This is a genomic window from Bartonella sp. CB10SXKL (assembly GCF_042195515.1).
Classification (GTDB): Bacteria; Pseudomonadota; Alphaproteobacteria; order Rhizobiales; family Rhizobiaceae; genus Bartonella.
In genome coordinates this window covers 1-13,875 of record NZ_JBHION010000017.1, presented here as the reverse complement: position 1 = coordinate 13,875, position 13,875 = coordinate 1, and the positions used below count along the sequence as shown (strand labels likewise).

The following is a 13,875-nucleotide window of genomic DNA, read 5'->3' as shown; positions in this document are numbered from 1 at the left end:
TCTTGCTTTGCTCCAAAACCATCATTGCGGCTATACTAATTCATCAAAACGCTATAAACTCAAACCTTACGATAATATCGAAACTTCCATATTTGTTCTGTCTATTTCGCTTTACCGATTTTATCTTTGCCTATTTTATCACCAGTACGTCTTCAACAGAAAACAACAATGCTCTCACGAAAACTTCGGCCACAAAAACTATCTGCCGACAAAAACCCGCAGCCTATCTTGCAGCATATAAAAACGTAAGCCCATTAAAAATTTCAGCATTTTACCGATAGCAGCATTTTACCCTCCATAACCGTATGGCTCTCTCTGCACCTAAACCTGTATACCTTCTGGCGTCCCATAAGATGGCACCCTACAAGATCAGTTTGCACCCATTCAAAAAGACACCCCCTCTCCCATGCTCTTTCCGCACACATGCAGTATTTCGCATAAAACACAAAAAGAATGCTCTTTTGAACAGATCAGCCATACAGCAATATAAAAAAAGACATCTTAAAATAGCTAAACAGCCATCAATCTTCCTTTTTTAAGTTATCATTCGCTTTTCTTTGCAATGAACGACTATATAAGATTTTTTGAACCTTTTCAAGAGTTTCTTAGCCAATCAGTTTGATACGTCTTCAATCGCATATTCACGCGCTTGTTTTAAAGAAACATCTCTTAAGTGCACCCAAGCCTATTTCGCGCCGCGGCCCATGAATGGTATAATGATAAATCTTCCATGACATGTATAAAATCCATTGAGCACTTTCCATCTTTACGCTTAATAAAAGAAGCAAGCCAGCACCATCACATATTGTTCTAACCCCTTATGTTCTGATACCCTTGGCACTTGAGATGGTTCATAAAAGCGTGGCCTTTCTTGTACAATTTCTCTGCGCATGGGAGCTCCCTGCTTGTAACTGCAAAAGACATTGTTTTGGTTAATTCACCACGAAACAAATTTGGAATGAAAAAAATTCCAGTATTCAGGGCTCTAATTCAAGTTGAATAACGATAGATTATCATTATAAATCAAAATATTATCCAATGCATAATGCTTAATGCTCCCCCACATTGATATTTTCAGAATTTCCACAGTATCTTCCTATAGATTATTTCGCTCCATAAAACAGTTTGCTCTTAATATCGCGACTTTACATGCGCTACTAGTATAAAAACAGAGAAACAATCATTTTATAATCAAGGTACAATTTTTGTTACGAACTTTCTCTCGTTTTTAACCTTTTAAATGCGGCTCTTCTCTTTCATAATCATCACATTTCAAATCTATTCCATGTTGAATAAATTAACATCACTTGCTTGCACATCACAAACAACGCCCTGATGTGTTGATAAAATACGCTGAAAGAAAAATGCCTCTTATGAACCTTAGCAAATGCCAAGAACTATAATAAATATTGGAAGCAAGCGTACGATGATTGTGACTTGCTCTTTCATAAGTATAAAGATGATAGCATTCTACAGATTTTTATATTATTCAAAGTTTATATTATTTCACGAGAGCTTTACTGTTATACTAGTCACATTTACCGTTATACCATTTACGAGTGTCATCGTAAAATGTCTGTCGTGTGCGTTGAGAGATGTTTCTTTAAAACAAGTACATAAATATGCAATACTAATATACTAATATACAACATAAGTATATTTCGTTTGGAACGTTCTTTACTTTTGTGTAAAACATGCCCCATTAGAACAGCATTAACCAATCTTGCTATGAGATAAACGATCAAAAAACATTTTTGTCTTCCTCCGCTCACTTTAAAGGACCAAGATCTTAACTCAATCGGCTCTGTACGCAGTCCGAATTTTTGTCAAACGATCTTCTCTTGACTTCCACTCTTGTGATTCACTTAAACGAAAGGCTCAACAAATAAACCTACGAATATTCATCGCACACTAAAAAATACTTAAACATTCCAAAAAAACTTATATACCTTATATTATCGTTATAAATGATAGTGCTTTATAGCATAACAGGATAAAAAAAGTTTTCAGCAACACAAAACCTACAAAATCAATCACTAGTCCTTTTAAAGCTTTCTTTTTTAGGATTCACAATACTCTAACTCCTTAAGCTTTTATAAAAAAAGAACGATTTATAAGCTTGCCGAATATGTTGTATCAGCATATATTACAGATATGTAACATATTGTTATTCATAAAATCACCTCAAAAAGAACAGAAAGAGGTTTTTATGGCTGATCTCGTAAAAGCCGCTATGCTTTACTCAACCTTGATTATCACCATCAATGCTTTTGTTGTTATTTTAGTTCTCGTAATAGAAATATACTAAGCATACTCTCTTGGCTTATTGTAATTTGCGCAAATAAGCATCTTAATTTCACATAAGATCAAAGAAAAATTTTAATTCTACAGATAAACCACACACCCAATTTCAAACATCACTTGCAACTATTTGAGTGTAAACTCTGCTTTTTGTATGCATTTTTAACCATCAGTGTCCGTCTTTTCACGCTATCTTGAATCTCAACTTCATTCTCACCTTAAAAAACGAAATTTTCTACCAGATCCGATCTGTAAATACTTTGTCTCCATTATTGAGTAAGTTCCTCTTTCTTCCCCCCTTCAGGGCATATCACAATTCTAAAGGATAATATTTTCATGAAGCTTATAATAAATCTATTGAAAACCATCTTTACCCTTATGAGAAAATAAACCAGCAGCATCACACACTTTTCCAGCCCCAAATGTTGCAACAATCTTTAGCTCTTGAGATCGTTCATAAGAGGCATTTTTACTTCTTTCTTCAACAGTTTTTATCCACACGGCTCTCCATGCTTGTAACGTGCAAGCAGATGGTTTTAATTGATTCAACCTAGAACAGATTTGGAATAAGAGAATCTTACTATATTCGAGATCTTTATTCAGTATAAAATAATTAAATTATTTTTATAAATCAAAGTGTTATTCAAAAAACATTCATCACACACTCGAGAACAAAAAACACCTCATACGTAAAGTTTTATATGAGCTCCACCGCTCAACATGATAATATTACGACACAATCAAGATAAAAAATAACAAGGGAAACCCTTGCAAACTCAGAAAAGAGAGGGGAAAAATAAAAAGGTGTGGAAGGCGCTCAATTCCTCACAAATCCGGCAAAACCGTCCTAGCAAAACTGCCTCACATCTTAACTAATGTTATAATATTCTCAAATCAAAAGCAATTTTTTAAAATAGTTTGAGAAAAACATTTGAGTATGAAACGATAATAATTACATTCAGAATGTTTTTCTCTTTATTAAAACAGAGAAAAGTAATTTCCAAACAAATGTTTCCTCCCAATTTTTCCGAAATTAGCCGCAACGCTTAAAGACGATCTTAGTGTGATGAAACATTTATTTGTGATAAAGGCAAAAAAACACCCCAAAGATAGATTTAATCTCATATTTTAAATACATGTAACCAAAACATTAAAAAATTAGCAGTAACACGTAGCAACTCATTGGGAGGAAATACTATCTACAATTGAAAGCACTTTTGGGCTGAACAAATGACAGTATAACATCCGTTTACACAAAGAGTACAGATCGTAAACGACTAATTCTTGAAGCCATAAAAAGACTCTCTAAAAGTTAGAGAGAGCCTAAAAAACGTAATAGAATCAATAACTAAACAATTCCTTATTTATTGAGCTGTGTGTTTTTAATTAATGCCAAACATAAGTTCCATATATGCTTGTCTGGCATGTTGGCAATTTTTAGATTTCTCCATAGAAGATTGATCCAGCTTTTCACATTTTTTTGCCCACTCTTCGAGTAATGTTTTATCTTTCTTAAATTCCGCTACGCTGTAAGTTTTTTCGCAACCAGCAACGACAAGTCCAGTACAAACCAGCAATGCTGTAATAATGGCTTTATTCATGATTTAATTCCCTTCCTTTTTCTCTTCAGTTTTTTTCTCGTCATCATGTACAAAGCTCGAACCAGGCCAATCTCGGGCATGAACTTCACGATACGCTTTATCTGCGTTTTTACAATTTTGAGAATCTAAATCCCCTGATATCATGCATTTCATTGCCCATTGCTCGAGTAATTTTGGATCTTTCTTAAACTCTGCTACGCTATAAGTTTTTTCACAACCAGAAACGACAAGTCCCACGCAAAGCAGTAGCGCTGTTATAATGATCTTGTTCATGATTTAACCCCTCTCTTTGTTTTATATTTTATTAACAATATCTTTGGGTTCACATCCCCTCCTATATTGTGACCTTGCGTCTAATTTTCCTTTGCAAATACGTACACTTCCAACGCAAACATGTTAAATCATGAAAACTGCCTTTCATTTATCAGACTTGTATTTGTAACATTATCTGCACGGCAGCTCTTTGTATTTGAAGTGTTAAAACTTCAGCAAAAATTCTGATATCTTGACATTCTCAAAAAGCTTTTTAATCATTTCTTTTCCTTCAAGAACCTCTTGGTAACGAGAAGCAGCACGATATCTTACCCAAAATTCGTCATGCCTATATCCATTGCAAATTCCCTGCAAACGAAAAAATACACCTTTTAATCAACAGATTGCGCTCTTATCATTTCTAAACCACCGGAAAAGAAAGAAAGCTTTAAGTCCCCCCTGTACTTTTTAAAAGCCAATAGAAATGCTAAAAAAGCGATCTTATACATTCCAATTGAAGAAAAAAGCCTATTGCCTTGCGTATCATTACAACTGGCATTAACTATTTAAGACTATAAAATCATATAAATGTAAGAAATATTGTCTATAATATGCTCAATGACTTCTTTTGTTTATTAGGAAAACTTATAGCGCGTCAATATCAGTAAATTTTACTTATTTTTATCCCCCCCCTTATAAACATGAATATAATTTAATAAAACGGATTGCTGCATAACAGAAAAAAATAATCAACGCTACTCTTAATTACATTATTTACGCATGTATTAAGTACAATAAACAAAAAAATAACCTGATGTTTAAAAGCATTATCAAGATAATTTTTATGGAAGAATAAACTTATCTACTCATCTAGCGGATAAGATCACAAGTAGTATGATGATTATCACATTTATAGGGAAAAGTTTGAAACGGAGAATTTTTCGCAAACTCATAGCTCTTTCATGCGATGATACAGAACCTTATGAAAAACAACTTGAATGAAGCAACCATCGTGAAAAAGGAAGAGCACTTTTATTATTAACTTCGTATAAAAACAATCGATATCATCTCTAGAAAAAGCACTCAAACCAACGAAATTATCGTATCATTTTTTACACTTTTCCGTATTTTTGTGAAAGCAATTCGCGGACCTCATCAGCTATTTTAGTTCCACGACTTGCACAACTGACCTTAATCAACCGATGCAAACTTTCTGGTATATCAATCGTGAGGCGCTTCATACCTCCACTCATGCTCCCTTTGTGGCTTCCTACCCATGCATCCGCTGTTAAAGGAATTGATTTATTCGTTGGTTTTGTGCCAATTTTAATTTTTTTATTCATCGCGCTAACTCCTTGATTTCGGCTGCAACCGCTTCAATCTCTGCTGCTGCTGGTCCTTGCTTATCAACTTCATAAACCGCCTTCCCCTGTGCTGCTGCTTCTGCAAAAATCACGCGCTGCGCAACGCTAGAAGAAAGAACATGCACAGGGTATATGCCAAGAGCTTCGTTCACATCACGCCCTATCGCTGTATTGACTATTTTACGATTAATAACAAAAGCAGATTTGAGATTTTCTTTATAAACACGTGCTTCGTCAATCAGCTTTACAATTCCATCCGCTGCCCAAATATCATAGGGACTAGGCAAAACAGGTATAAGCACCAAATCCGAAGCCATAAGAGCACTACGAGCAAGATCAGTTACACGCGGAGGACCATCGATAATAATATGATCATAACCATGACCAATCTGTGTAATCTCTTTGTGAACCGTTGCACGCGGTAAACCAATAACCGAAAACAAAGGTGCATCTTCACGCGCAGCAGCCCAATCCAATGCGCTTCCCTGTGGATCAACATCAATAAGCAATACCCGTGCACCGGTACGGGCAAAACTGGCCGCAAGATTAACACTCAACGTCGTTTTTCCGACACCTCCCTTTTGATTCAAAAGTCCAATAATCATTTATTACGCCTTTCAGCATTATCGTTTTTACGATTATACAGAAAGTAATAAAAGAAACAAGCATCCAATACGTGCAAAATAACCATTTCTCCTATTTTTAGGATAAATAACAATAGCCCGCAATTTTTTATAATATTCTTTTAGCATGAGCAAAAACATTATGAAGATGATATTCTTGAAAAGAACAAAATAAATTTAAAAGAGGCATGCTCTTCTTCCCCCTCCCTAAAACGAAGATTCTTAAATCCATGTCGATCTGTAAACAATGCGCTGTAAATGATCCAGCTTCTTATTTTGCGCCGGCCTTTTGGGCTTCTCCCTTCATGCTATCCACTTAATGCAACTCTACAAACAAGCTCCACTCTGAATATACAACAAACTATAAGGAGAATTCATTGTTTTGCACGTTGAATGAGAGAGCCGAAATCAGGAAGATTCTCTCATTTCATGCCTCTTATATTAAATTAATCAAAATCATATCTCTTGTACGTACAAGCAGGGCTGGCGTGTGGGCAAGAACTGTACAAAAAAGGATTTAAAATGCTTCTTATGCAGAATCTCCAGTACCAAGAACTATTACAATATTGGGGGCTGGCAAATATAATAGGTGCCGACTTCCTTCTTCATAAGCGTAAAAAGGGTGGTGATCCATGAATTTTATACTCTTTGACGCTCGACAGAGTAAAATGGGCTTAAGAGAAATAAGGGTGCCTCTAGCAAGCGCGTAAACAAGCAACACAATGAAATGTCTATGTTTAGTAAACACTATAGATTATTCATAAAGACCAAACATCCGTCTTTCATAAATCGCATAACGAACATGTTGCGGAGTGAGATATTTTGCATCTTATAGCTCATTTTTCCCAAATAGATTTTCTCGACAAAAAGAATATTTTTGTTAAGATGCCACTGAAAAACTTACCTTCATTATGTTCTTTCTATATACCAGACCAGAGGGTATCGTGAAGATCATGCAATTGGGAATAAACAAAAATGAATTTACAACAAATTGAACCTGATATTTTTATCAGCGCCCAACTTAGCATAGAAAATATCAAAACATTGGCACAAGCTGGTTTTAAAACAATTATCTGTAACCGCCCCGATCACGAAGAGCTCCATCAACCTGACTTTTCTAGCATTAAAACGGTCGCAAATGAATATGGCATAAAAGCCTATCACATTCCCATTTCTCCTCCAACTATAGAAAAGTCAGCTGTTGAAGCCATGCAAACAATTTTAAAAACAGCCTCTCTGCCTCTTCTTGCCTATTGCCATCACGGAGCACGCTCGCTGCATCTTTATCGTTTAGCGCGTCTTTAAACAGAGGGCTCGCACACTTCCTCCTCGCCTTAAAAGACGAAAATTCTTAAATACACATCGATTTGTAAAAAACAATCTGTCAATAATCTTTGTCTTGCGCCTTTCCCTTGGCTTGCCACTTCATAAAACTCTACAAGCAAGCTTTGCTCCTCAATATACAACAAGCATGCACACCCGACGCCATAAAAATGCGTGAAAATTCATATGATGATCAAAGAAAATTATTTTCACCTCACTTTTTATCACTGCTCCACCTTCTTTTTCTCTTCCTTTACCAATAGGAGCTCATTCGTACGCCACAGACACCTAAAACGACAGTAAAACCACTAAGAAAACCCCATATTCCGAATAAAAGGCGTGCAGAGTATTTTATAAAAAAAGCCGTAAGCCATAATCTATGATTAACTACAACATATTGATTTATAACAATTAATTATTTTGCACGTTGAATGATAAATCCTAATACCGTAAGATTCTCTCAAACCTATTTATAGTGAAGCAATCAAAAGCGTGTTTCTTGCATGTCACAAGCAGGAAGTATTCGTGTGAAATAAAACGAGTTAAGAACAAACTCTCATAAACGCTCTCAAATAGCCAAGACTGTACAAAACTGAAGGCTTGTCAATATAACGGATGGTGTCGGATTGCTCTTTTATTAGGCATAAAGATGATAGCGCTCAACGAAGCTTGCACGATACCATTCATGAGAGCCATCATGAAAATGAATATGGGAAGCGTTGAGAGATATTTCTTCAAAAGAAGCGCATAAATTAGCAAAACAAGGATATTCCAGCATTTTATTTTACCTGTGGGGCGTGATATCCTATTCAAAGAACAACAAAAGCCTGAAGCTGTTATTTTCATGATTTAAGAGATATTGCTCTGGACCCTTTTGAAAGTAGCAAAGCCGAATTTAAAAAAGACTGTCATCTGGACTGATTTTCCCCTTTATAACTTCATATTTTTTCCCAATAAGGCTGTAAACCGGTTTCAGAGATTACGCAAATGGATAATGCAATAGGGCTATCCTCATCTAGCATACAAAAGCTGTAACAGCAGGGAGAGCACTAAAGCGCTTTAATCTTTGTCTCAAACATACTGCTCGCGTTGAGGAACACTAAAGAAAAAGTTTTATAAGAAAAACAACACCATAAAGTCATGAATAGACCGAACATAGATTGGAAAGATGTTCTAACTTTTATCCAATATTTCTATCAAAAAACAACAAAACATTATTGGCTTTGTGTTTTCATATCCTTACAAGACTGTCTTTCCTTTTCATTATAGGCGTTACATTTGTGAAAGACAAAGGAAATATATGGATAGTTTTTAACTTGAGAATCTAAAGGATTGACGTGTTACGACAACAAAATTGTGCCTTTATCCATCAAAAGCATTAGAAATTTTGAAACAAATACACCTGCTTTCTCGCAATGATTTCTTTTATCTACAATCAATCGCAGTCTCCTTAATATGCATTCCCCATCACAATATACAAGAGAAACGAAACTTAAAGCATTTTCCAGCAGCTTCATTCTCGTTTACGTGATTAGTTAGCACGAAAACTGCTGCTGAGCACTAAATCTCCTTCACAAGACTCGACAAACAAAACTTTTGTAAAAATATTCATTACATAATACAAAATATCACATGCGTAAGGTTACACGAACCAACTCTCACCATAAACGATGATACGGCATAAATGACATAATAAGCCAAATTAGAAAAAAGAAACAATAAACTTTTAAAATAAAAAAAGTCATCAATTAAATTTTATCAAACTATAAGCTTAAAATCGCAAGAAATTTTAAAAACAGCCTTTCTCCTTCTTCACGTCTATTATTGCTAAATAGGCTGGTTGCTTATTCTTTACTGCATCTTTTATGACGAGTTTTAACGTATCAAAAAGAAACAAGCAGTAAAGTTTTGAATGACAACAAAAACCATAAAGTTAACTTTGAAAAAAATGATGCCAAAATCAGATCTTCAGATATTCGATTCTCCCTCTCAACAACGGAAAAAACATATATTCCACGATGTTTTGGAATATATGTTTGTGATTATAATCACTTTAAGTGCTATTTTTACAGCTCTTCTCTCTTTTTCAGATCAGTTTAGGACATATTTTTAAAAGTAAGCAGCCTATCCAACGTTGATAATGGTTGTACTGTCTTTAAAATTTCTTTTGCTTTTTTTTCATCACGATGCATTTGCGCAATCAAAGGTTCAAGCCCATCAAATTTTTCTTGTCCTCGCAAAAACTGGAAAAAAGAAACGGTACAGCTTTCCCCATAAAGGTCGTCGTTAAAGTCAAACAAATAGGTTTCCAAAAGGGGCGCACCATCTTTAACAACCGTTGGACGACAACCAAAGCTTGCAACACCATCATACAAAACACCGTTCGCACGACGCAAACGTACCGCATAAACACCATGAGCCAAACGAACTTGGGGAGGCAACATTTGATTAGCGGTAGGAAATCCCAAAAGACGTCCAAGTTTTTCACCTTGAATAATATTGGAGCGTATCCGATAGTGATACCCTAACAAATGGGCTGCTTTGTCCACTTCCCCTTGTGAGAGAAGTTGCCGAATAAAACTAGAAGAAATGATCAAAGGTTGTGAATCTTGAGAACGAGAAACGCAAGAAACTTGCACAACCTCAAATCCATATTTCTCTCCCCTTTGGCAAAGAAGATGTACATTTCCGCTTTTCTGATGACCAAATTGAAAATTTTCGCCTGTCACCACAACTGAAACATCAAAAACTTCCTTTAAAAACGACTTGATAAATTCGTCCGCTGAAAGAGCGGCAAACTGTGCATCAAACGGCTGTTCAATCACGCAGTCAAAGCCAAGGGTTTTAAAAATTTCAGCTTTTTCAGCTGCCTCTGTCAAACGATAGACAGGAGCTGAATGTTGAAAAAAACTTCTTGGATGGGGTTCAAAGGTTAAAACAACTGCTGGTTTCTTTTTTATACGGGCGAAATCAAGCGCTTTTTGCAACACCACCTGATGTCCGCAATGAACACCATCAAAATTTCCAAGTGCCAACACTGCTCCCCGCCAAGCCGAGGGAAACATATGAATTCCCTGAAGACGCAAAAAATTAGTCATTACTGAAGTGCCCACATGATTGCTTGTGGTTTATAACCATGACGTTCAAGAAAAGAATGCAAAGCTTGCTTATCAACCACACCATTTTGCGTATAATCATAATGATGAATCCCCCCCATAATATAAAGGGCATCAAGACCAAAATGAGCCGCCCCCTTAATATCCGTTAAAAGACCATCACCAATAGCTAAAACTTGACTTTTTTCTACTGTTCCCCGTACTTTTTGAAGTTTTTCAAAGGCACATTCATAAATAGGCGCGTGAGGTTTTCCAGCAATGCGCACCTCCCCCCCTAATTGTTGATAAAGACGAGCCAATGCACCAGCGCACCAAAATTCTTTATTTCCATAATGGACAATCACATCTGGGTTCGCACAAATAAAAGGTAAATTCCGCGACCGCATGCGACGAAACATCTCCTCATAAGCAGAGGGTTCTTCGTCAAAATCTTCAAGAAAACCGCTACAGACGACAACAGAAGCCTCCCATTCTTCAACAAATTCACACTCTAACCCTTCAAACAGCACCAAATCATGCTGTGGACCAATGAAAAAAACTTTACGCGGAGCAGTCAGAATAAGATCGCGCGTTACATCCCCTGAAGTGATAATGGCATCATAATAGTCGCTATGAACATTCATACTTTGTAATTGAGCAGCAACATCTTCCCGTAGCCGAGGAGAATTGGTCAATAAAATGACAGTTTTTCCCATTTGTCGGATTTTATACAACGCCTTCAACGCTGGTTCAAATGCATGTACACCGTTATGCACAACACCCCACACATCACAAAAAACAGCATCATAATGCGCTATAATAGTCTCAATATGGGTAACTTCATTCATGGTGCACCTATCTCTATTTGTCATTTAAAGCTGTCTTTTACTTCAAAATTACTTACCGAAAGATAATACTTGTGTCATCTGCTTTCTCAAACCATATCCCAACTTTTTATCGTCTATAGAGATCATAAGAAATGATAAAATAACTAAGTTATTATTAAGTTGTGCAAAATTCTAAAATGCTTGATAGCAAAAGCTTATCATTCCCCAATGCTCATTTTTCTCATAAAAATTTTAATTCTAACAACAACGACGTTGGTAGAGTTTTTTATCTAAAATACTCAAATTCTTCACTGAGAAAATAAACGTATCCCCCTCTTAAAAACATGCATCATGAGAAAGCCCAATATATTTTCTCATTTCAAATCCGTTTATATTGAATCAATCAAAACTATTGACTTACACATTATAAACGGAGAGCGTACAGATAAAAACACGTGAAGAAAGAAAAAATAGCTCTTATGCTCCCTTTCAAAGGCAAAAACTGTCGTAATATTTTGAACTGGCCGAGAGTATATGCCGTCCGAGCATCTTTTTTTCAATATAGCTTTTATCCCATTCATAGAGGCTTTTACACTACACACTTTACGAAGCACCATTGTAAAATAGGCGCTAACATTGAGAAATATCTTCTTAAAAAAATGTGTGAATATACAACAATCAGATCTATAATGTTTTGAGTTTATTTTGCATGAGGGCTCTTTACTCATAAAAGCTTTCCCCTATCATCATGATATCTCAGACGCATCAAAACAAGCCATTTTGGTATTGGTTAAGAGCAACACCGTAAGCGGTGCCTTGAGCTTAAAAACCAAGGTTTACCTTCGTAAAATGCATATCTGATGTCATGCGTTTAGTAAGCAAACCTTAAAAGTTTGAAAGGCAAACAACCTCTCATTTGGAAAAATCTTGTCCGTCTCAAGAAAAACTATTTTTATTGCCAATCTCCTAAAATTACTTTATGAGTCAGAAAGTGTCTTGGTCGCATACGCAACGACCAATAGGGATTAAAAGCCTGAAAACTCAAACATGAATTGACCCCGCTTTGCGGGTATCCCGGAATTCCGGGAGATTTTGCTATGTCCAAGTTCTTCTCAGCACTAAAAGCAAAATGCTGATTTGAGTTCAGTACTTTTAACTCCCGGAATACTCATGCGAGGGCGCTCGCAACCGGTGGGGGAAAAATGCAAGCTCCAAATCTTAATATTGATCTTTTTGTAGGCAAAAAGATTCGCTTTAGGCGAAAAATGCTAAAAATGTCTCAAAAAACATTAGGGCATTATTTAGGTGTCACTTTCCAACAAATCCAGAAATATGAAAAAGGCTTAAATCGCGTGAGCGCAGGACGTTTAAAGGAAATTTCCGATATTTTGAATGTTCCACTTGCCTTTTTTTACACTGATATCATCAAAAAAGACAACACCCCGTACCATTATGATGAAATCGCCTCGAGCAAAGAGGAATATTTACTTTTAAAAAGTTTTAGAATCCTCACATCTATCAAACAGAAAGCGATTTTAAACTTAATTTGTGATCAAAATTAAAACGCTTTAAAAGCATAGCTATAGGGTACTACACGCCCTATTCTTGGCTTTCTCCCCACACGCCAAGATGCCCCCCTCCTTAAACCGGTTGATGAATAATCCGCCTTCTCAAAAATAGCTCCTTCTCAGATTCCCATTTCATATGGTTCCTTTCACAAAATTATACAAGCAAGCCCTCCCTTGAATATTCATCACACTCTCTCATCAAAACACCCCATGTATAAAGTCTTATGTCTTATATCACCACACCCGCAAACGATAGCGTTTTACAGCACAACAGAATAAGCATTTATCCGTATTTAAAGGAGCTACCTTTTCGCTATGGACGCTCTCTTTATTTTAGATGATGTGCATTTAATATACCTGCTATAAAGACTTAGTATCTGTTATAAAGTTTTAAAGGCATATTTTTCCTCTAAAATCTCAATGCTACAGCAAATCTATCATAAGGCAACATGTTGATTTATAATGAGTATTCATTATTGTACATGTTAAATGAGAATCCAGAATATCGTAAGATTCTTTCATTTCAAATCTGTTCCATGTTGAATCAACCAAAACTATATCTCTTGCAGGTTACAAGTGGGAAGAGGCGTATGGATAAAAACTATTAAGTAAGAATTAAAAATGCCTCTAATGAACCGTCTCAAGTACCAAGAGCTGTAAGCGACACCCACGAGCTGGCAAACTATGTGATGGTGCAAGGCTTACTCCGTTATGAAGCGTAAAGATGGGGGGCTCAATGGCTTTACCGTTATACCCTTTACGGATAACATGTAAGTTTTATGTAAAAATAACTTGCTGTATTTATACAGCTTTTTTACTGTGAGGGACGCGTAAATAAAAGTTGGGGAATAGGATTTTCTAACATTTCTCTACAACAGTAGCATTTTCTTTTCTTTGCGCTTCGCTAATCATCTCTAATAA

Annotated in this window: 10 protein-coding genes; 2 read left to right on the top strand and 8 right to left on the bottom strand. The window is 36.0% G+C overall.

Annotated features, from left to right (window positions below; translation table 11 throughout):
* Nucleotides 1-2,655 precede the first annotated feature (2,655 nt).
* The 5 genes from ACFIK3_RS08210 to parA all read right to left on the bottom strand — a co-directional run bounded on the left by ACFIK3_RS08210 (nucleotide 2,656) and on the right by parA (nucleotide 6,123).
* Nucleotides 2,656-2,802 carry a hypothetical protein gene (locus ACFIK3_RS08210; protein ID WP_375676530.1) on the bottom strand — a complete coding sequence of 49 codons (147 nt, stop codon included), beginning with the start codon at nucleotides 2,800-2,802 and terminating at the stop codon, nucleotides 2,656-2,658.
* An 881-nt stretch (nucleotides 2,803-3,683) separates the two neighbouring features.
* Nucleotides 3,684-3,902: an EexN family lipoprotein gene (locus ACFIK3_RS08205; RefSeq protein WP_375676529.1), complete on the bottom strand. Its 219-nt coding sequence runs from the start codon at nucleotides 3,900-3,902 to the stop codon at nucleotides 3,684-3,686.
* A 3-nt stretch (nucleotides 3,903-3,905) separates the two neighbouring features.
* On the bottom strand, nucleotides 3,906-4,175 hold the full coding sequence (locus ACFIK3_RS08200; protein WP_375676528.1) for an EexN family lipoprotein: 270 nt from the start codon (nucleotides 4,173-4,175) through the stop codon (nucleotides 3,906-3,908).
* Between the two features lie 1,091 nt (nucleotides 4,176-5,266).
* Complete coding sequence (locus ACFIK3_RS08195; RefSeq protein ID WP_273790969.1) at nucleotides 5,267-5,497, bottom strand: plasmid partition protein ParG; 231 nt, start codon at nucleotides 5,495-5,497, stop codon at nucleotides 5,267-5,269.
* Nucleotides 5,494-6,123 (bottom strand): ParA family partition ATPase, encoded by a 630-nt coding sequence (gene parA, locus ACFIK3_RS08190; protein ID WP_273790968.1) that lies wholly within the window; start codon nucleotides 6,121-6,123, stop codon nucleotides 5,494-5,496. The genes ACFIK3_RS08195 and parA overlap by 4 nt, the downstream gene beginning before the upstream one ends.
* 993 nt (nucleotides 6,124-7,116) lie before the next feature.
* Between parA and ACFIK3_RS08185 the strand changes: the two genes are divergently transcribed.
* Nucleotides 7,117-7,446 carry a TIGR01244 family sulfur transferase gene (locus ACFIK3_RS08185; RefSeq protein WP_273790967.1) on the top strand — a complete coding sequence of 110 codons (330 nt, stop codon included), beginning with the start codon at nucleotides 7,117-7,119 and terminating at the stop codon, nucleotides 7,444-7,446.
* Nucleotides 7,447-8,101: 655 nt separating this feature from the next.
* Here the strand turns inward: ACFIK3_RS08185 and ACFIK3_RS08180 are convergent.
* The 3 genes from ACFIK3_RS08180 to ACFIK3_RS08170 all read right to left on the bottom strand — a co-directional run bounded on the left by ACFIK3_RS08180 (nucleotide 8,102) and on the right by ACFIK3_RS08170 (nucleotide 11,407).
* The gene (locus ACFIK3_RS08180; RefSeq protein ID WP_375637739.1) at nucleotides 8,102-8,242 is read right to left on the bottom strand and encodes a hypothetical protein; all 141 of its coding nucleotides are present in this window, start codon (nucleotides 8,240-8,242) and stop codon (nucleotides 8,102-8,104) included.
* Nucleotides 8,243-9,560: 1,318 nt separating this feature from the next.
* The gene (locus ACFIK3_RS08175) at nucleotides 9,561-10,562 is read right to left on the bottom strand and encodes a bifunctional riboflavin kinase/FAD synthetase (protein ID WP_273790966.1); all 1,002 of its coding nucleotides are present in this window, start codon (nucleotides 10,560-10,562) and stop codon (nucleotides 9,561-9,563) included.
* Nucleotides 10,562-11,407, bottom strand: coding sequence for a TIGR01459 family HAD-type hydrolase (locus ACFIK3_RS08170; RefSeq protein WP_273790965.1), 846 nt, complete (start codon nucleotides 11,405-11,407; stop codon nucleotides 10,562-10,564). Before ACFIK3_RS08170 ends, ACFIK3_RS08175 begins: the two co-directional genes overlap by 1 nt.
* 1,181 nt (nucleotides 11,408-12,588) lie before the next feature.
* Between ACFIK3_RS08170 and ACFIK3_RS08165 the strand changes: the two genes are divergently transcribed.
* The gene (locus ACFIK3_RS08165; RefSeq protein WP_375676527.1) at nucleotides 12,589-12,948 is read left to right on the top strand and encodes a helix-turn-helix domain-containing protein; all 360 of its coding nucleotides are present in this window, start codon (nucleotides 12,589-12,591) and stop codon (nucleotides 12,946-12,948) included.
* Nucleotides 12,949-13,875: the final 927 nt, after the last annotated feature.